Origin of the sequence: Hymenobacter aquaticus (genome assembly GCF_004765605.1) — a bacterium.
In the GTDB taxonomy this organism is placed as follows: domain Bacteria; phylum Bacteroidota; class Bacteroidia; order Cytophagales; family Hymenobacteraceae; genus Hymenobacter; species Hymenobacter aquaticus.
Genome location: NZ_SRLC01000001.1, coordinates 387701 through 406911, shown reverse-complemented (window position 1 = coordinate 406911; position 19211 = coordinate 387701). Strand labels below are relative to the sequence as shown.

The window sequence follows — 19211 nt, the reverse complement described above, 5'->3', positions numbered from 1 at the left end:
TTTTAGCTATATAACTACCTTTACCAGGACTTTGCACCGTTTACCCTCCCTGATTCTCATGGACAACTTCTCCGCTCTTCTGCGCCGGGCGGCCGGCCTGTTGGCCCTGGCCCTGGCCCTGCTGCCGCCCCTGGCCGCCTCGGCCCAGGGCCCCGATACCCTGCTGGTGGTGCGCAAGCGCAACCCCAGCGCCGCCCGCCTCACCGTCTTCTCGACCGGGGGCCTGCTCCTGGGCGGCGACTACGACGGCGACGCCTTCGGCCAGTACGTGCCGGCCGAAGGCAGTGGCACCCGCCTGGTGTGGTACCCCGAAAAGGCCGCTTTCCGGGCCGGCTCCATCAACGGCACCCAGTGGGACGCGGCCAACATCGGCAACTACTCTACCGCCGCCGGCTACAACTGCCGGGCCAGCGGCGACTACACCGCTGCTTTCGGCAAGGACGTGACGGCCGCCCAAATCAACGCCTTTGCCGTGGGCGAATACTCCATTGCCTCCGGCGCGGCCTCGGTGGCCCTGGGCTACGACGCGCACACCAACGCCCGGCAGGGCTCCTTTGTTTTCGCCGACCGTTCCGTAACGCACGACAACAGCGGCGCGAACAATAATGCTTTCCGGGCGGGCGTGAACCACTCGGCCAACTGGCGCGTGACGGGCGGCTTCCGCGTCTTCACCAGCAGCAACCTGACCACTGGCGTTACCTTCCAGTCGGGCAGCGTAACCAGCAACTGGGGGCAGTCGAATGCGGTAATTTCCACCTCCACCGGGGCCTACCTGAGCACCGGCGGCACCTGGACCAACACCTCCGACCGCCGCAAGAAGCACCGGTTTGAAGTCGTTGCGGGCGAAGACGTGCTCCGCCGCCTGCGCCAGGTGCCCATCACGCGCTGGAGCTACAAGGCCGACCCGGCCACCGTGCGCCACCTGGGCCCCATAGCCCAGGACTTCCGCCGGGCCTTCGGCCTGGGCCCCGACAGCATCAGCATCAGCACCGTGGATGCCGACGGCGTGGCCCTGGCCGGCGTGCAGGCCCTCGACGCCCGCACCACCGCGCAGGCCCGGCAGCTGGCCGCCCTGCAAGCCGAAAATGCCGCCCTCAAAACCCGCCTCGACGCCCTGGAGCGCCGGGCGCTGGCCGCCGCTACGGTCCCCGCCCCCGGGCCATCTGCTACCGCCGGCCTGCCCCTGGCCGCCGCCGTGCTGCTGGCCGGCGGCGGGCTGGGCATGCTGCTGCGCCGTAGAGTGAATGAGTGAATGGGTGAATGAGTGAATGAGGGTGTAGTTTTTTCGTCTGTCATTCTGAGCTGGGCGACGGACCTTGCTCGCATACCCCACTGCTGCTTGTGCCAGCGTGACAAAGCCCTTTGCTGCTCCGGTGGTGAAGGGCTTTGCGGTAGTAAGAAACACCTCCTTCGGGTGCGGGAGTCCTTTGCCGCCGGCGCGGCCGTTTGCGCGGCTAGGCTTCTTTGGCAATCTTTGGCAATGCCTATTTCTACCCCTGATTCTTTGCGCCGCGCGGCCTTCGTGCTGGCGGCCTTTGCCTACTCCCTGCCCGCGGCCCAGGCCCAGATCAACCCGCCCACCTGGCTTAATGCCTACGCGCCCGGCTTTGCGCCCACCGCCGCCGGGGCCCTGGCCTCCGATGCGGCCGGCAACACCTACGCGGCCGGCAGCTTCACGGGCAGCATCACCATCGGCACCACCACCCTCGTCAGCCGGGGCCTCAGCGACGGGTACCTGGTGAAATACACCCCCACCGGCACGGTGGCCTGGGTGTTCTCCTTCAGCACGGCCAGCAACGAGCTGGCTACCGACGTGGCCCTCGACGCGGCCGGCAATGCCTACGTGACCGGCACCTTTACCGGCCCCATACCCCTGACCACCAACGGCCTACAGCTCACCAGTATCAACACCGCCTCGAAAGTCTTCGTGGTTCGGGTGTCGCCCCAGGGGGTGCCCCAGTGGGCCGCGCAGAGCTCGCCCGCCGCCAGCACCGGGGTCAGCGCCGCCTCCATCGGAACAGATGCGCTGGGCAACGTCTACGCCACCGGCCTCTACACCAGCTCGATGAGCTTTGGTACGCCGGTCGTGGGCCTCAGCACCCCCACCGGGTTTGGCGCCTTCCTGCTCCAGCTGCGCGCCGCCACCGGCGAGGCCCGCCGCCTCACCCCGGCCTTCGACTACCAGCCGCCCTCGGGCCCGACCACCTACCAGCCGCCCCGCCTGGCCGTGGCCGCGCGCGGCGACGTGTACGTCGTCACGAGCTTTACCGTGCCCATTCAGGCAAGCGGCAGCCCGGCCTACACCCCGCGCGGCAACAATGACCTGCTACTCATCGGCTACGACCCGCAGGGCCAGGCCGCCTGGGTGCGGCAGGAAGGCGGCCCGAGCGACGAGCGGGTAAACGATGTGCAGGCCGACGCCGATGGCAACCTCTACCTGGCCGGCTCCTTTGCTGGGCCCACCACCTTTGGCACCATCGCCCTGCCCGGCGCCGGCGGCCTGGATGGCTACCTGGCTAAATATTCACCCCTGGGGGCGCTGAGCTGGGTGGCGGCCAGCGGCGGGCCCGGCTCCGACGGCTGGGGCGGCCTCAGCCTCGACCCGGGCGGCAAGCCCCACGTGGCGGGCTACTTCAACACGGGGGCCCGCTACGGCTCCCTGACGCTGACCAGCGCCGGCGGCAACGACGTGGCCGTGGCCGCCTACCGCCCCGACGGGCAGCTCGACTGGGTGCAGCAGGCCGGCGGCCCGGGCTCCGACGTGGGCTACTACGTGGGCGTTGGCTCGCCCTACTACTATGCGTTCGGCACGTTCTCGGGCACCTGCGCTTTCGACAACCGGACAGTCAGCAGCGGCAGTGCTGCTACCGGCAACTTCCTGGCCCGCCTCGGCGACCCGACCCTGACCACGGCCCCGGCCCGCCCCCAGGCGCTGGGCCTGTTCCCCAATCCGGCGGCCGCCGAGGTGAGCCTGCCCGGCTTGCTCGCCGGCACCCGCGTGCAGCTGTTCGACGCGCGGGGCCGCGTAGCCCGCGAAACAACCGTCTCGGCCGCCGCCCGGGTATCGGTGCGGGGCCTCGCCCCAGGCCTCTACACCCTGCGCACCACCGACGCCCAAGGCCAGCCCCGCACCGGCAAGCTGGTAGTGGAGTAGTGAATGAGTGAAGCGGTGAATGAGTGAATGAGTGAATGAGTGAGGTGGTCGTTCAACAACCCGTGTCATTGTGAGCTTGCGAAGCAATCCGTCCTCTGAAATGTGTGGAGCCTCCTGATGTGAAAAGCCCTTTATCGAATCACCGATAAAGGGCTTTTTGGTAAAAGATCATTGGTCACCAGCAGCGGACGGACTGCTTCGCAAGCTCGCAATGACCCACGGGCGTTGAACGACCACCTCACTCATTCACTCATTCACTCATTCACCGCTTCCAGCCGGGCTAGGGGGGTGCCGAGGGTGTCGGCGGCGTAGAGGGTCAGGGTGTTGCGGCTGAGCCGGTAGTGCTGGGCCTGGTTGAGGGCTTGCAGGAAGGCGCCCTCGGCGGCCAGGTCGGGGCAGGCGCTGCGGGTCGTGACCAGGGGGCCCAGGCGCAGGCGGCCCCGCTCGGCCAGGGTGTAGGGGCCCGAGAACTGGTTGCAGGCGGCCCGGCCCTCTACCCGGGGGCGGTTGTTGCGCAGCAGCAGAAACGGGCGGCGCTCGGTGCGGGGCGCGGGCTGCCCGCCCAGCTCCCGCAGCTCCCAGCGCACGTCCTGCAAGGCGGCCGCCACGGGCTCATCCGTGGTAATGCTCCCGGCATTGGGGCGCTCATTCAAATCGAAGCTACAGGCGGGGGCCACGAGCAGCACCAGCGCGGCGGCCGGGCGAAGACAGGAAACTAACGACATGGCAAGGCAAAGAATGACGGACTCCTGCCCGGTGTACGCAGGCCAGCGGCAATGGATTGCCGGCGCCCCCGCCCTGGCCGCTAAGCTCATCCTGATTTTCAGCATATTAATCTATTTTTAATCCTTTTTTCGCAATCCAATATCTACCGCGCTTCCGTAGCTCTTCTACTGCCCGCGGGCAACCGTTCTTTTCATCCTTTCACCTCTATTCTGTTCGCTGATGCCTCTACCCCTACTCCCGCCTCCGGCGCGTACTTCTGGCTTGCCTTCCTGGCTGCGCGGTGCCGCGCTGGGGGCCGCGCTGCTGCTCACGGGCAGCCCCGCCGCCACGGCCCAGACCGTTTTTGGCTTATCCGGCACCGACCTGACCTCGGTTGACATCGCCAACCCCACCGTGCGCAGCCGCAAGACTATCGTCGGCGTAACGGCGGGGCAGGTGCTGGTGGGCATCGACTTCCGGCCCGCGACCGGGCAGCTGTTTGCCCTGGGCTACAACGCCACGGCCCAGCAGGCCCAGCTTTACACCCTCAACTACGAAAGTCCGCTGGCCGTGACGCAGGTGCCGGCTACGGCCGTGGGCGGCGCCAACTCCCTGAACCTGGGCACGAACCTCGACCGGATCGGCTTCGACTTCAACCCCACCGTGGACCGCATCCGGGTGGTGAGCACCAACGACCAGAACCTGCGCCTGAACCCCAACGACGGCACCGTAACGCCCGATGGCGCACTGGCCTACAACGCCGGCGACGCCAACTTCGGCCAGAACCCGTTTATCGGCTCGGTGGCGTATACCAACAGCTTTATCGGCTCGACGGCTACCGTGCTCTACAGCGTGGATGAGGAACGCTCCCTGCTCACGATTCAGAACCCGCCCAACGACGGCAAGCTGAACACGACCACGACCATCAAGACCCCGATTCCGCTGAACACGCCCGGTGTCAGCACCGACCTGGACATCTTTACCAACCCCACTACCCGCGTCCAGAAAGCCTATTTGAGCATCAACGGCCCCGACCCGGAGCCCACGCGGGCCGGGCAGTTTGTCACGGCCGTGTATGCCCTGAACCTGGGCGACGGCACCGTGACGCTGGAAGGCGGCGTGGGCGGCGGCAGCCCCTTCGACCCACCCACCAACGCCAACCCGGCCCCCGGCATCACCGACATTGCCATTCGCATCGACCGGACCGCCCCGGCCCCCAGCGGGCAGCTGCTCTACGCCGTGACGCCGACCGGCAACCTGATTTCGTTTAACTCCGGCCGGCCCGACTTTCTGCTGTCCTCCACGGCCATTACCGGCCTGAGCGCCGGCCAGACGCTGGTGGGCACCGACTTCCGGCCCAACACCGGCCAGCTGTTTGGCCTGGGCTACAACCCCGCCAACGGTGAGTCGCGGCTCTACATTATCAACCGCGCCACGGCCGTAGCCACGGCCGTGGGCGCCGGCCCGACTACCCTGGACCTGGGCTCGACGCTTGAGGCCGTCAACGCGGTGGGCTTCGACTTCAACCCCACCGTGGACCGCATCCGGGTGACGGGGCTGAACACGCGCAACTACCGCCTCAACCCCAACAACGGCGCCGTGGCGGCCACCGACGGCAACCTGAACTTCGTGAGCGGGGCCACCGGCACGCCCACCATCGGGGCCGTGGCCTACACCAACTCCTACCCCGGCAGCACCAGCACCACGCTCTTCGACATCGACGACGCCCGCAACCAGCTCTTTACCCAGAGCAACCCCAACGCGGGCCAGCTCTCGGCCTTCGGGACGGCGGGCCTGCTGCCCAGCAGCGGCGCGGTAAATGACCTAGACTTCTACTTCGACGCGGCCACCCAGACCAACCGGGGCTTCCTGGTGTCCAATGCCGACGCCGCCACCACCACGGCCTCGTTCAGCACCCTGTACGCGCTGAGCCCCACCACCGGCGCGGCCTCGGCCGTGGGCGTTATCGGGCTGGGCATACCGGTGCGCGACGTTTCGGCGCTGCTGGAAGGCGCCAACGCCACGGCCGCCCTCACCGGCCGGCTGCTCTACGGCGTCGCCGGCGGCAACCTCGTGTCGTTCGACTCGGGCCGGCCCAACGTGATTCGCACGGCGGTCAACATCACCGGCCTGCCCACCGACGGCTCCCAGGTGCTGGCCGGCATTGATTTCCGCCCCCTGGACGGGCAGCTGTTTGCCCTGGGCTACAACGCCGCGGCTCAGACCGGCCAGCTCTACACCCTGAACCTGAGCACCGGGGCGCTGACGGCCGTGGGCAGCCCGGGCGCTTATGCGCTGGGCACCGGGACCACCGCCTTCAACGGCATCGGCTTCGACTTTAACCCCGCCGCCGACCGGATCCGCATCGTGGGCAGCAACGGCAACAACTACCGCGTGAACCCGGCCGACGGCGTGGTAATCGTGGACGGCGTGACGGGCCGGGCCCTGACGGCAGCCGCCTACACCAACAACGACAACAACGCGGCCACCGGCACCACGCTCTACGGCTACGACCAGAGCACCAACCAGGTGGTTATTTTCAGCAACCCCAACACGGGCGCCAACACCACGCTGGGCAGTTCCAATATCACGGTAAACACCACCACCGGGGTTGAATTCGACATTTACTCCGACCTGTCGACTCCCGCTACGCCCGCCAACACGGCCTTCGCGGCGGCGGCGCCCAGCGGCGTGGCTAATGAGTCGCTGTGGGAAGTGAGCCTGACCACGGGCGCGTTCAACCAGCTGGGCGTCATCGGCAGCGGCTCGAACCTGACGGGCCTGGCCGCCCTGCTCACGCCCGCCGTAAGCGGCCTCACCTGGACCGGCGCCGTGGATACCAACTGGGGCAGAGCCGCCAACTGGAGCCCGGCCCAGGTACCCACCGCCACCGACGACGTGACCATTCCGGATACCGCCAACGACCCGGTAGTAACCGGGCCGCAGTTTGCCAACAATCTGACGCTGGGCAGCGGGGCCCGCTTTACCATTGCCACTAACAGCGTGCTGTCGCTGAACGGCAACTTCACCAACAACGGGGGCACTACCGCCGCCGACGACCGGGGCGAGCTGCTGCTGACCAACAGCGCGACGCAGCTCATCAACGGCACGACTTCGCTGTTTAACACCCTCACCGTGAACACCGGCGGGGTGGTGCTGAATGCGCCGGTGCAGGTGCAGCGGGTACTGGTGCTGGGGGGCAGCGTGCTCACCAACGGCAACCTGACGCTGCTGTCGGGCGCGGCCGGCACGGCCAACGTGCTGCCCGTGGGCAACAGCGTGGTGCTGGGCACGGCCACCGTGCAGCGTTACATCGACGGCTCGGTAAATAGTGGGGCGGGCTACCGCCACTACGCCACCCCGGTGGCGGGCAGCACCGTGGCCGACCTGACCACCGGCGGCTTTACGCCCGTGGTGAACCCGGCCTACAACTCGGCGGCCGACCCCAGCCTGGTGACGCCCTTCCCCACCGTGTTCAGCTACGACCAGAGCCGCCTGAGCTTCAGCGGCGACTACCTTAAGGACTTCGACAAGGGCTACCAGTCGCCGGCAGACCTGAGCGACGGGCTGGAAACCGGCCGGGGCTACACCGTCAACATTCCCGCTTCCCAGACCGTCGACTTCGTGGGCACGCTCAACAACGGCCCGATTACGAAGGGCGGCCTGGCGCGCGGCACGGTGCCCAACGGCACGCCCGCGGCCCAGGATGCTACCGGCTGGCAGCTGCTGGGCAACCCCTACCCCTCGCCCATCGACTGGGATTTGGTGGGCCTCTCCAACGTGGACGGCGCCGTGTACGTGTACCGCTCGACGGGCCAGTACGCGGGCACCTATTCCAGCTACGTAGCCGGCTCGGGCGGCGTGGGCACCAACGGCGGCACCGACGCCATTGCCCTGGGTCAGGGCTTCTTCGTGCGCGTCAGCACCCCGGGCACGACCACCGGGCAGGTGAGCTTCACCAACGCGGCCCGCATCACCGACGGCCGTACGCCCATCTTCCAGCGGGGCACCAGCACTAATCCCTCGGTGCGCCTGGAGTTGCGCGGCACCGCCGGCCCGGCCGATGAGACGCTGCTCTACTTTACTGCCGCCGCCACCCCCGGCTTCGATTCGGCCCTGGACGCCTACAAGCTGACGGCCGGCGCGGCCCCGCTGCTGGCCACCGAAACCAGCAACGCCCTGCGTCTGTCCATCAATGCCCTGCCCGCGCTGACGACCACCGACGTGCTGGTGCCGCTGCGGGTGGAAGTAGCCCAGAGCGGTAGTTATACCCTGCGCGCCGCGGCCCTGCTCGACCTGCCGGCTACCACCTTCGCCTACCTGCGCGACGCCCAGACCGGCACCGTCGTCGACCTGGCGCAGCAGCCCAGCTACACGTTCTCGGCCGTGGCAGGTTCGCAGGCCCCGCGCTTCTCGCTGCTGCTGACCCAGAGCAAGGTGCTGACCACGGCCCCGGCCGCGCTAGCCCAGCAAGTGAGCCTCTACCCCAACCCGGCGCAGCAGGCTGTATTTATCAGCCTGCCCGCCGCCCTGCGTCAGCAGACGGTAGCGGTGGAGCTGGTTAATAGCCTGGGCCAGACGGTGCGGCGCCAGACGCTGGCCGCCGGCCGCGCCGCCCAGCAGGACGCGCAACTGCCGCTGACCGGGGTGAGCAAAGGCGTGTACACGCTGCGCCTGACCACCGCTGAGGGCCTCGTTACGAAGCGCTTGGTGGTTGAGTAAACCAGGCTATCCGGTGCGCGGCGCTTCTGCCTGACGCCGCGCACCGGATACTTTTTCTTTCACATCGTCTTTGCTTTTTCCCATGCGCTATATCGTTTCTTCTTTTCGCTTTTTCCTCGTGACCCTGCTGCTAGTAACTTTCGGCAGCCGGTTTCAGCAAGCCCGGGCCCAGGGCCCCGGCAACGGCGGCCCGCAGCCCGGCGCGACCAATGCCCCCATTGATGGCGGCATCAGCCTGCTACTGGCCGCCGGAGCCGGCTACGGCCTGCGCCGGCTGGCCAAACGGGCACCGAGCCAGTAGGTCGCCATTTGGTTGTAGCCAGTACACAAGAAGAGGGAGCCGCAGCTCCCTCTTCTTGTGTACTGGCAATACGTTGCGAAAATAACGGGACGCCGGACAGGTTAATAACGGGCCATTCCCCGCGCAATGCCAGGCGTCACCAACGTAAACTTCACTCATTCACTCATTCACTCATTCACCACTTCACCACTTCACCTACCCCTGCGGCTTGCCGCACTCGGCGCAGAAGCGCTGGCCGGGCTTGACGCTGGCCCCGCAGTCGGCGCAGAACTTTTCCTTGGTTTGGGCTGCCACGTTGGGCGTGCCGCACTCGGGGCAGAACTTCTTGCCCGCGTCGAGGGTGGCCTGGCAGTTGGAGCACTGCACCACGGCGCCTTGGTTGAGGAAGTCGAGGTTGCCGGTGTAGTTCTGCTCCCGGGTTTTGGTGTAGATCTGCTCTTTGGCGGCCTGGCGCTGCTGGGAGGCCAGCTCCTCGTGCTCGTCGGGGGCGCAGTCTTCGCAGAGGCCGGCCTTGTGGTTCCAGCACACGTCGGGGCACACCCAGTGGCCGCAGCGGGTGCACTGCTTGAAGTACTGCTTGCCTTCCTGCACGGCTTTTTCCAGGGCTTCGTCGTGGGCCTTGCCCCCGATGGCGCGCTGCACGTGGTAGGCCGCGTTGCCGGCGTCGGAGAAGTGGCCACCGAAGAGGCTGCCCGCGGCCCGCATCAGCTCCCCGGCAATGCCGATGCTGTTGGGGCTGAAGCGCGACATGTGGCCGTTACGGCATTTATCACAATAAAATTTGAACTGGAATCCCTTGTCGGTGGACAGGTCGTCGTGGTTGGCGACAAACTGAATCAGGTTGCTCATAGCGGGGTCGTAAGGTGTGGTTTGCGCCTTAAAAGTAGCGGATATATCGATATCGGAATATGCCGCTGCCAGAGCGGGTTGTAAAAGCAAAAAGCTGCCCCGGCACCCGGCCAGAGCAGCTTTTTATTTCTTCGGCAGCTTCGTTCTGCGTCACTACCTCCCGAAGATTGAGCAAGGCCTATTTTGCCTCCGTGGCCAGCCGGCTGTAGCTCAGCTCGCTGATGCTCAGGCCGGCCGCCGATTTTACCGTGAGGGTTGTAAACGGCTCGGAGGGAAAAAACAGCTCCGAGAGGGCCGTCAGGCCCTGGTCGGCAAACACTTCCACCGAGCTGGCATCGACGAGCAGGGTGAGGTCGGCGGCGGGCGTGGTGGCCCGGCGCGGACCGGCGTGGCGGCCGGGAAACTTGTCACTGAACGCCACCAGGCCCGACTTGCTCCGGTCGACGTAATATTCATTGGCCTTTTTGTCGTAGCCGATGACCAGTTCCTCGCCGCGGCCGTTGGCCAGCACCAGGGCAAAATCGGTGAGCTGCCGGGTGCTCATTTTCAGCTGAAACTTGTCGCCCAGGCCGGGCAGCTTGCCGGTCAAATCCAGGGTGGGCTTCACGGTCAGGTTCTGGAGCTTCACGCTGCCAGCCGTCAGGGCCCGCCCGATTTCCGGTACCGGCTGGGAAGTCAGAAACACGTCGGCGCCGACTTTGCGCAGGGCCAGCTCCCGGGGCACGGTCATGGCGTTGCGCCAGGGCGAGGTGGGCACCTGGTTGGCGTATTCCCAGTTGCTCATCCAGCCCTGGAAAATGCGGCGCGCCCCGGTATTGGCGTAAGTCACGCCGGCGTAGTTGTCCTTGCCGTAGTCGACCCACCGGGTGGCGGTGCTGGCGGGCGTAAACTTTTTGCCGTCGAACTGCCCGATGAAGTACTGGGTGGCCGAGCCGCTGTTGGGCCCGCCGGGGTTGATGCTGACCAGCAGCACCCACTGCTGCTTGCCGTCCAGGGTCAGTGGAAACAGGTCGGGGCACTCCCACACGCCGCCGTGGGCCCCGAGCTTCTCGCCAAACTCACTTTCCTTGGTCCAGGCTTTCAGATCGGGCGACGAATAAAACGTAATCCGGTCCTTGGTGGCCAGGGTCATGATCCACTTGCCGGCGGCGGTGTTCCAGCTCACTTTCGGGTCGCGGAAGTCCTGAATGCCGGGGTTGGGCAGCACGGGGTTGCCCGCGTACTTGGTCCAGGTCTGGCCCTGGTCGAGGCTATAGGCCAGGCTCTGGTACTGGTGGCGGTTGGTTTTTTTCTTTTCCTCCGGGTCGTTGTGGTGGGTGAAGATGGCCACCAGGGCATTCTTGCCGAAGCCCGCCGTGTTGTTTTCGTCGATGACGGCGCTGCCCGAGAAAATCCAGCCCAGCTTGTCCGGAAACAGGGCAATGGGCTGCTCCTGCCAGTGCACTAGGTCTTTGCTGGTGGCGTGGCCCCAGTGCATCGGGCCCCACACCATGGCTTCGGGGTAGTGCTGGAAAAACAGGTGGTACACGCCCTGGGAGTAGACCATGCCGTTGGGGTCGTTCATCCACATCCGGGCCGGCGAGAAGTGGTAGGCCGGGCGGTACTGGGGCGTGGCCGGCGGCAACGGGGCAGCCGTCTGGGCCTGGGTGAGGTGGGTCAGCGAAGCCAGGGACAAGGCCAGCAGGAAAGACTTTTTCATGGGGTGGGCAACCTCACCCCCGGCCCCTCTCCACGGGAGAGGGGAGCCACGGCGGCGCAGGTGTTTGGGGGTGGATTAATTAAAGAAAATGGCCATAATTTCTTGTGCCGTTGCGGCTTGCTGTGCGCTTGCGTCAGGCTCCCCTCTCTTCAAGGAGAGGGGCCGGGGGTGAGGTCAGCGCGTATACGTCGGCCTCGGTGAAGGCGGGCGTGGCCCCGAGGTGAGTGGCCACCAGTGCCCCGGTGGCGCAGGCGAAGCGCAGGCACTCGCCCGGCTCCTGCCCGCGCAGCCAGCCCTTGAGCAGGGCGGCCAGAAACGAGTCGCCGCTGCCGATGGTGTCTTTCACCTCAACCCGCACGCCGGGGGCGCGGTAGAGGTGGTTGCCGGTCCAGAGCAGGGCTCCATCGGCCCCGCAGGTGACGCACACGGCTTGCAGCCCAAACCGCTCGGCCAGCCACTGCATGGCCGCGCCCGGGTCGGTTTCGGCCCCAAACCAGCCCATGATTTCCTGGAGCTCGTGGTGGTTCATCTTTACCAGGTCGGCCTTGCCCAGCAGGTATTTCACCACCTCTTTGGTGTAGTGCGGCGGGCGCATATTCACGTCGAACACCCGGAACCGGGCGTGGGGCAGCAGGCGGTAGAGCGTTTCGCGGGTGGCGGGGCTGCGGGCGGCCAGGCTGCCAAACACGAACATATCGGCCTGCTCCACCAGGGCATCGAGGCGGGCTTCGTGCTGCACGTAGTCCCAGGCCACGGGGTGCACAATCTTGTAAGTCACCTCGTTGGCATCGTCCACGTTGGCTTTCACTACGCCGGTCAGGTGGGTTTTGCCCTCCTGCACGTAGGCGGGGCTGAGGCCTTTGCTGGTGATGAAGTCGAGCAGCTCGGTGCCCAGCTCGTCGTCGCCGACGCGGCTGATCAGCGCGGCGGGCACGCCCAGCTGGTGCAGGTGCACGGCCACGTTGAAGGGTGCCCCGCCGGGCTGCTTGCCGGTGGGCAGCACGTCCCACAGGATTTCGCCGAAGCAGACTATGTTTTCAGACATGAGTTTTTGGTGCTTAGTGCTTAGTGCTTAGTGCTTAGAAAAGAACGTCATTCCGAGCATTCTGCGCATGAAGCAGAGTCCGAGGAATCTCGCGTGCTGACGTTGCAATGCCAATATTTACCATTGCCCGCGAGATTCCTCGACTTCGCTACGCTGCGCTCGGAATGACGTTCTACTTAATGAATAACCAGCGTTTTTTCGAGCTGCTCCAGGCTGGTGCCTTTGGTTTCGGGCATGAAGCGCCACACGAAGATGAGCTGTAGCACCATCATCGAGCTGAAGAACAGGAAGGTGTGGCCGCCGCCCAGCTTCTCGGCGAAATACGGGAAGGCAAAGGCAATGACGGCCGCCAGCACCCAGTGCGTGCTCGAGCCCAGGGCCTGGCCTTTGGCCCGCACCGTGTTGGGGAAGATTTCGGAGATGAACACCCAGATGACGGCCCCCTGCGAGAAGGCGAAAAAGGCAATGTAGACGAACAGCAGCACTGGTACCAGCATGCCGTTCAGCTCGCTGAAATCCTGGCTGTAGAACGAGCGGGCCACCAGGCCCAAGGTGGCAATCAGGCCGAAGGAGCCGATCAGCATGAGCTTGCGGCGGCCAAACCGGTCGATGAAGTTCATGGCCAGCAGCGTAAACAGGAAGTTGACCAGCCCGATACCGGCCGACGAGAGCAGGGCCGAGCCCTTGCCCAACCCCGTCATTTCGAAGATGCGCGGGGCGTAGTAGATAATGGCGTTGATGCCCGACACCTGGTTGAACACGGCAAAGAACACGGCCAGCAGCACCGGCCCGCGGTATTGGCGGGCGAAGAGCGACTCGCCGCCGGCCGCTTCGTCGGCGGCGTTGGTGGTCAGGATAGTGGTGACTTCCGCGTCGGCCGTTTCGGGGCTGATGCGGTGCATCACGGCCCGGCCTTCCTCGACCCGGCCCTGGCCCAGCAGCCAGCGGGGGCTTTCGGGCACGCGGAACAAGAGCAGGAAAAAGGCCAGGGCCGGGAAGGCCTGCACGCCCAGCATCCAGCGCCAGTCGTTTTCGCCCACGCCGGTCAGCAGGTAGTTGGAGAGGTAGGCCATCAGAATGCCGAACACGATGTTGAACTGGAACATGGCCACCATGCGCCCCCGCTTGGCGGCCGGCGACACCTCCGAAATGTAGAGCGGGGCCGTCACCGACGACGCGCCCACGCCCAGCCCGCCCAGAAAGCGGAACGCCATAAACAGCACCCAGCTGCTGGTCACGGCCGCGCCCACCGCCGACACCAGGTACAGCACCGCAATGCCAATGAGGGTCTGGCGGCGGCCGAACTTATCGGAGGGAATGCCGCCGAAAATGGCCCCGAACACGGTACCGATGAGGGCCACGGCAATGGTGAAGCCGTGCGCGACCGGGCTCAGGTGCCAGAGCTGCTGAATGGCCTTCTCGGCCCCGGAAATTACGGCCGTATCGAAGCCGAAGAGGAAGCCCCCCAGCGCCACGACCAGGGACCAGAAAAAGACGTTGCTGTTTTTCATTGGAAAAAAATGGTGAGATGGTGAGATGGTGAAATGGTGAGTTTGATGTTTTGGTGGCGCGTGTTGCGCAGTCTGCGCGGTTTGAACGACAACTCACCATTTCACCACTTCACCATTTCACTCCTACCAGCCGCTGTTTTGCTTGTAGAGGCCCTTGCTGAAGTTGATCTGGTTGAGCGGGATGGGCAGGTACTCGTCGCGGCCCTTGGTGAAGCGGGCGTCGCGCAGGTACTGGCGCTTGGTTTTTTCCTGGGTGAAGTAGGTGTTCAGGTAGTCGGCGGCAATGCCCCAGCGCACCAAATCGAAGAAGCGCTGGCCTTCCAGGGCAAACTCCAGCCGCCGCTCGTAGCGCAGGGCCTGGCGGGCGTAGTCCTGGCTCCAGCCGGCGGCCGGGTACTGCCCGATGCGGTACTTGGACGTGGCCCCGCCGGCGGCGTTTTTCAGGCGGGCAGTGCTGGCCGCGGCCCGCTCCCGAATCCGGTTGATAATGGGCAGGGCCTCGCCCTGCCGGCCCAGCTCAATCAGGGCCTCGGCTTTCCAGAGCAGCACGTCGGCGAAGCGGATGATGGCCCAGTTCTTCGAGGAGCTCATAAACGGCGGCGTTTTCTGGAAGCTGGGGTCCGAGGGCAGCACGCTTTCCTTCATCGACATGTACACGCCGTAGGTGTTCTGGTCGCGCAGCCAGGAGGTTTCAAACACGAAGGTGGGCGCGTACTTGTAGGGGTGGCTCGGCACGGCCACGGTGTGGTCGAGGCGCGGGTCCACGCTGTTGTTCTGGAAGTCGGCGGGCGTGCTCAGGTCCGAGCTGTTGAAGCTGGTGAACAAGGGCAGGCCGTTGGCGTCGGTTTTGTAGGCATTCACCAGGTTCTGGCTGGGCTGGTGAAAGCCGCAGCAGCCGTAGTCCGGGTTCATGGGGTAGTTGAGCTGGTTGCCCCGGTCGGTGCGGCCCTTGGGCGTGCCGTCGTTGCGCGAAAACTGGATGGCAAACACCGATTCCACCCCGTTGTCGCCGCTGGTCAGGAAGTTGCTGGCGTAGTCGGGGTGCAGGGAATACCGCTTGCCGACCTCGTCGGCCAGGGTCACGACTTCCTGGAGCTTGGTTTGGTCGATGCTGGTCACGGCGTGGGCGTCGTTCTGCACGTAGGCCTGAAACAGCAGGGTTTTGGCCAGGTAAGCCTGGGCCGCCGACTTATTGGCCCGCCCGATTTCGGGCTGGTTGTCGGGCAGGTTGGCGGTGGCAAAGCGGAAGTCGGCGGCAATTCTACCCCAGAGCTGGTCGTCGGTCAGGGCCACGTTCGAGACGGTGGCGTACTGCTCGGTCGGCACCGACTCGTCGATGTAGGGCACGCGCTTAAAGAGCTCCTTGAGCAGGAAGTAGAAGTGCCCGCGCAGGAAGCGCACCTCGCCCTGGCGCACGGCCTTGGTGGGCATGGCCGCCGCGTCGATGGCGTTGAGGCGGCGCAGCGCGTCGTTGCAGCGCGACACGCCCACGTAGAGCAGAAACCACAGCTCGTCGGTGTTGCCCACGTCGACGCGGTTGAAGGTGAAGGTTTCGTAGAAGTGAAACGCGTCCACGTCGGCCGTGCCGTTGCCGCCCTTGTAGGCGTCGCCGGCGCGCACGTTGCCGTAGGGCCACATACTGGTGTAGGGGGCGCGGTACACGTCGTTGCCGAGCTGGGAATAGGCCGCAATAACCTGCTTGTCGATGTTGGCGGGCGTATTGAGCTGCTCGTCGCTCAGGGCCCCGATGGGCTCCACGTCGAGAAAGTCTTTATCGGAGCAGCTCACCGAAAGCCCGAGCAGGGAAAGCGCCAGAAGGCTGGTTTTGAAGAGTTTCATGGGAATTGAAGCTTGGTTTTTGGTGCCTGGTTTTTGGTGCTTGGAGCTTGGTACTTAGAGTTTCGTTGAACGACCTAAGCACCAGGCACTAAGCACTAAGCACTAAGCACTAAAATGATACGTTCAGGCCGGTGGTGAAAATGCGGGGAATCGGGTACTGGTAGTTGGTCACTTCCGGGTCGGCCCCGGTGTACTCCTTGCTCTTGAGGGTGAAGAAGTTCTGACCCTGCACGTACACCCGCACGCCCTGCAGCTTGATTTTGCCGGCCAGCGCCGTGGGCAGCGTGTAGCCCAGCTGCACGTTGCGCAGCTTCAGGTAGGAGGCATTTTCGATGAAGTAGGTCGAGGCGCGGCCTTCGTTGTTGGTGTTCAGCAGCGTGGCGGCCGGAATCGTGGAGCCCGGGTTCGAAGGCGTCCAGGCGTCGAGCAGGCGGCTGCCCCAGTTTTCGTTGGAGGCCAGGGAGGCGAAGTCGGTGCGGAACTTGGCGTTGTTGAACGCCTCCAGCCCCTGCACGCCCTGCAAGAAAAGCTGCACGTCGAAGCCCTTGAAGCCCGCGCCCAGGTTGAGGCCGTAGCTGAAATCGGGCACGCCCTCGGTAATCCAGGTCTGGTCAAAGTTGTCGACTTTGCCGTCGTTGTTCAGGTCCTTGTAGCGGATGCGGCCGGGCGCGGCCCCCACCTGCGTGGGCCCGCCGCTTACTTCGGCGCTGTTCTGGTACAGCCCGTCGGCCACGTAGCCGTACACGGCGTTGATGCTGTGGCCCAGGCGAGTGACGTCCTGCCCGTTGCCGCCGTAGGCATTTACCACTTCGGCCGGCAGCGAAGTCAGCTCGTTGCGGTAAGTCGAGAGGTTGGCGCTGATGCTGTAGGTCACGCCCACGGGCAGCTCGTTCTGGTAGCTGAGCAGAAACTCCCAGCCCCGGTTCTGGATGGAGGCCCCGTTCACGAACTGGTCGCCGCCCTCGCCCACCACGGCCAGATACGGCAGGTTCACCAGGATGTCCCGGCTGTTCTTGACGAAGTAGTCGACCGAGCCCGAAAGCTTGTTTTCCAGCAGCCCGAAGTCCAGACCGAGGTTGGTTTGGGTGGTCGTTTCCCACTTCAGGCCGGGGTTGGGGCGCTGAAAGCGGCGGTAGCCCGAGGGCAGGTTGGTGTCGTTGCCGTAAATGTCGTAGGCCGTACCCCGGTCGTACTCGAAGTTAGGGTCGATAGAGCCCAGCAGCGACTGGTAGAGGCCGCGGGAGGCAAAGTTGGCAATGTCCTGGTTGCCGGTCTGGCCCCAGCCGGCGCGCAGCTTCAGGTCGGAGAAGTACGGGGCCTTGTCGCGCACGAAACTTTCCTCGCTCAGGCGCCAGCCCGCCGACACGGCCGGGAACACCCCGAAGCGGTTGTCCTGCCCGAAGCGTGACGACCCGTCGCGGCGCAGCGTGGCCGAGAGCAGATACCGGTCGGCAAAGGAATAGTTGACCTTGGCGAAAGTAGAGGCCAAGCGGTAGGCCGTGGCCCCGCCGCCGTTGTCCTTGTTGGCCGCCCCCGCGTCGAGGTAGGCGTAGTCGGGGTCTTCGCTGGCGAAGTTGGTGCGCGAGGCGTAGCTGCTCTCGTCGTAGGCGCTGATGCGCTCGGCCCCGGCCAGCAGGTCGAGCTGGTGCCGGTCGGCCAGCAGCACGCTGTAGTTCAGCGTGTTCTGCCACACCCAGTTACCCCAGAACCGCTCGTTGTTGGTCACCCGATTGTTCTGCTCGGAAAGGTAGCCAGCCTTGTAGGTTTTGTAGATCTGGCGGAAGCGGTACAGGCTGTAGTCGATGCCGAAGCTGGAGCGCAGGTGCAGGCCCTTGATGATTTCGGCGTCGGCAAACACGTTGCCGAAGGCCCGGCCCGTGTGGGAGCGGTTCTGCTGGTTGTCGGTGAGCAGGCGCACGGGGTTGTCCCGGTCGCTCATGCCGGCCACGGGCCCGCCCCAGCCCACGCCGTCCACGGTGCGCACCGGCACGATGCTGGGCAGCTGGGTGGTCCGGTCGCGCACCAGGTTCAGGTCAAACTCGGCCCGGTCGGCCTTCACGATGGTCAGGTTTTCCCCGATTTTGAGCTTGCCCTCCAGGAAGTTGTAGTCCGAGTTCAGGCGGGCCGTGAAGCGGTCCAGGCCCGAGTACTTGAGCGTGCCGTTGTTGGTGTAGTAGTTCACCGAGAACAACGCCCCGCCCCGCTCCCCGCCGCTGCTCACGTCCAGGTTGTAGCTCTGAATCAGGGCGTTCTGCTGAGTTTCCTTGAACCAGTCGGTATCGGCGGCCCGCATGGTTTTGTCGGCGTCGATAAACTCGGTGGTGCCCACGCCGTCCAGCACCGGCTGCCCGTTGGGCCCCTGGTGGGTCTGGAAGGTGTAGTAGGGCAAACTGGGCGTGCCCCCGTCGTTGGTTTTGGCCTGCCAGTACACCCGGCCGTAGTCCAGGGTATTGAGCAGGTCGATGTTAGGACCCGGCGTCTGCACGGTGAAGAAGGTCGAGAAGTTGACCCGGGTGGCGCCTTTCTTGGCCTTCTTGGTGGTGATGATAATCACGCCGTTGCCGGCCCGGGAGCCGTAGATGCTGGCCGCCGAGGCATCCTTCAGCACCTGGATACTTTCGATGTCGTTCTGGTTGATCTGGTTGATGCCCTCCTTGGTCGGGATGCCGTCGATGACGTAGAGCGGGTCGTTGTTGCCCAGCGTGCCGATGCCGCGGATGCGCACCGTGGCCGGGCTGCCCGGGGCCCCGTCGGTCGTGATTTGCACGCCCGGCACCCGGCCCTGCAGGTTGCGGGTCACGTCGTTGGAGGCCATGTCCTTGATGTCGTCGGTCTTGATGACGGCCACGGCCCCGGTCAGGTCGGCCTTGCGCTGCACCTGGTAGCCGGTCACCACCACCTCGTCGAGGGCCTTGGTGTCGGGGGCCAGGCGGATGCTCAGGTCGGTGCTCGTGCCCACGGCTATTTCCTGGGTGAGGAAGCCCACGGACGACACGACCAGCGTGGCGTTGTCGGGTACGGTGAGGGTGAAGCGGCCGTCGGGGTCGGTGGAGACGCCGTTGGTGGTGCCCTTCACCACGACCGTGACGCCGGGCAGGCCCTCGCCTTTATCGTCGGTAACGCGGCCACTGATTTTGGTATCGGCGGGCTGGGCGGCCCGGGGGGCGGGGCCGGGGGCGGCGGCCTGGGCGGGCACCGCGGCGGCCAGCGGCAGGGCGGTCAGCAGCGTCGCAGCCACGGCCCGGCGCAGGGTGAGTAGTCGTTGTGTCATGGGAATTGGGAATGAAGGAACAGGCGAGTCGGGAAGCGGCAGCCGGCCGGGCGGCGGGGCTTGCTGCAAACGTTTGCTGGGAGCAAGCCACAGCCGGCGTGGCCACCGGGCTTCG

At 65.5% G+C, this 19211-nt stretch carries 11 protein-coding genes; 4 read left to right on the top strand and 7 right to left on the bottom strand.

Features of this window, described 5'->3' with window-relative positions; all coding sequences use genetic code 11:
* The first annotated feature begins 31 nt into the window (after positions 1 to 31).
* On the top strand, positions 32 to 1252 hold the full coding sequence (locus tag E5K00_RS01640; RefSeq protein WP_167856710.1) for a tail fiber domain-containing protein: 1221 nt from the start codon (positions 32 to 34) through the stop codon (positions 1250 to 1252).
* A gap of 228 nt (positions 1253 to 1480) precedes the next feature.
* Positions 1481 to 3154, top strand: coding sequence for a T9SS type A sorting domain-containing protein (locus tag E5K00_RS01635; protein ID WP_135461022.1), 1674 nt, complete (start codon positions 1481 to 1483; stop codon positions 3152 to 3154).
* 254 nt (positions 3155 to 3408) lie between these two features.
* Here E5K00_RS01635 and E5K00_RS01630 read toward each other — a convergent pair whose 3' ends face one another.
* Complete coding sequence (locus tag E5K00_RS01630) at positions 3409 to 3879, bottom strand: META domain-containing protein (protein WP_167856709.1); 471 nt, start codon at positions 3877 to 3879, stop codon at positions 3409 to 3411.
* A gap of 262 nt (positions 3880 to 4141) precedes the next feature.
* Here E5K00_RS01630 and E5K00_RS01625 point away from each other — a divergent pair, with 262 nt between their 5' ends.
* On the top strand, positions 4142 to 8581 hold the full coding sequence (locus E5K00_RS01625; RefSeq protein ID WP_167856708.1) for a DUF4394 domain-containing protein: 4440 nt from the start codon (positions 4142 to 4144) through the stop codon (positions 8579 to 8581).
* Positions 8582 to 8663: 82 nt separating this feature from the next.
* Positions 8664 to 8882, top strand: a complete 219-nt coding sequence (locus E5K00_RS01620) for a PID-CTERM protein-sorting domain-containing protein (protein ID WP_245328184.1) — start codon at positions 8664 to 8666, stop codon at positions 8880 to 8882.
* A 195-nt stretch (positions 8883 to 9077) separates the two neighbouring features.
* Here the strand turns inward: E5K00_RS01620 and E5K00_RS01615 are convergent, their stop codons facing one another.
* The 6 genes from E5K00_RS01615 to E5K00_RS01590 all read right to left on the bottom strand — a co-directional run bounded on the left by E5K00_RS01615 (position 9078) and on the right by E5K00_RS01590 (position 19096).
* Complete coding sequence (locus tag E5K00_RS01615) at positions 9078 to 9731, bottom strand: zinc ribbon domain-containing protein (RefSeq protein WP_135461016.1); 654 nt, start codon at positions 9729 to 9731, stop codon at positions 9078 to 9080.
* Positions 9732 to 9909: 178 nt separating this feature from the next.
* Positions 9910 to 11430 (bottom strand): glycoside hydrolase family 32 protein, encoded by a 1521-nt coding sequence (locus E5K00_RS01610; RefSeq protein ID WP_135461014.1) that lies wholly within the window; start codon positions 11428 to 11430, stop codon positions 9910 to 9912.
* Between the two features lie 133 nt (positions 11431 to 11563).
* Positions 11564 to 12475, bottom strand: a complete 912-nt coding sequence (locus tag E5K00_RS01605; RefSeq protein WP_167856707.1) for a carbohydrate kinase family protein — start codon at positions 12473 to 12475, stop codon at positions 11564 to 11566.
* A gap of 176 nt (positions 12476 to 12651) precedes the next feature.
* The gene (locus tag E5K00_RS01600) at positions 12652 to 13986 is read right to left on the bottom strand and encodes a sugar porter family MFS transporter (RefSeq protein ID WP_135461012.1); all 1335 of its coding nucleotides are present in this window, start codon (positions 13984 to 13986) and stop codon (positions 12652 to 12654) included.
* Between the two features lie 123 nt (positions 13987 to 14109).
* Complete coding sequence (locus tag E5K00_RS01595) at positions 14110 to 15825, bottom strand: RagB/SusD family nutrient uptake outer membrane protein (protein ID WP_135461010.1); 1716 nt, start codon at positions 15823 to 15825, stop codon at positions 14110 to 14112.
* A gap of 109 nt (positions 15826 to 15934) precedes the next feature.
* Positions 15935 to 19096 (bottom strand): SusC/RagA family TonB-linked outer membrane protein, encoded by a 3162-nt coding sequence (locus E5K00_RS01590; RefSeq protein WP_135461008.1) that lies wholly within the window; start codon positions 19094 to 19096, stop codon positions 15935 to 15937.
* Positions 19097 to 19211: the final 115 nt, after the last annotated feature.

Bases quoted from the DNA above. Each gene is read 5' to 3' on its own strand.
- E5K00_RS01600 (WP_135461012.1), bottom strand. From the start codon at position 13,986: ATGAAAAACAGCAACGTCTTTTTCTGGTCCCTGGTCGTGGCGCTGGGG.
- E5K00_RS01610 (WP_135461014.1), bottom strand. From the start codon at position 11,430: ATGAAAAAGTCTTTCCTGCTGGCCTTGTCCCTGGCTTCGCTGACCCAC.
- E5K00_RS01595 (WP_135461010.1), bottom strand. From the start codon at position 15,825: ATGAAACTCTTCAAAACCAGCCTTCTGGCGCTTTCCCTGCTCGGGCTT.
- E5K00_RS01620 (WP_245328184.1), top strand. From the start codon at position 8,664: ATGCGCTATATCGTTTCTTCTTTTCGCTTTTTCCTCGTGACCCTGCTG.
- E5K00_RS01590 (WP_135461008.1), bottom strand. From the start codon at position 19,096: ATGACACAACGACTACTCACCCTGCGCCGGGCCGTGGCTGCGACGCTG.
- E5K00_RS01605 (WP_167856707.1), bottom strand. From the start codon at position 12,475: ATGTCTGAAAACATAGTCTGCTTCGGCGAAATCCTGTGGGACGTGCTG.
- E5K00_RS01630 (WP_167856709.1), bottom strand. From the start codon at position 3,879: ATGTCGTTAGTTTCCTGTCTTCGCCCGGCCGCCGCGCTGGTGCTGCTC.
- E5K00_RS01635 (WP_135461022.1), top strand. From the start codon at position 1,481: ATGCCTATTTCTACCCCTGATTCTTTGCGCCGCGCGGCCTTCGTGCTG.
- E5K00_RS01615 (WP_135461016.1), bottom strand. From the start codon at position 9,731: ATGAGCAACCTGATTCAGTTTGTCGCCAACCACGACGACCTGTCCACC.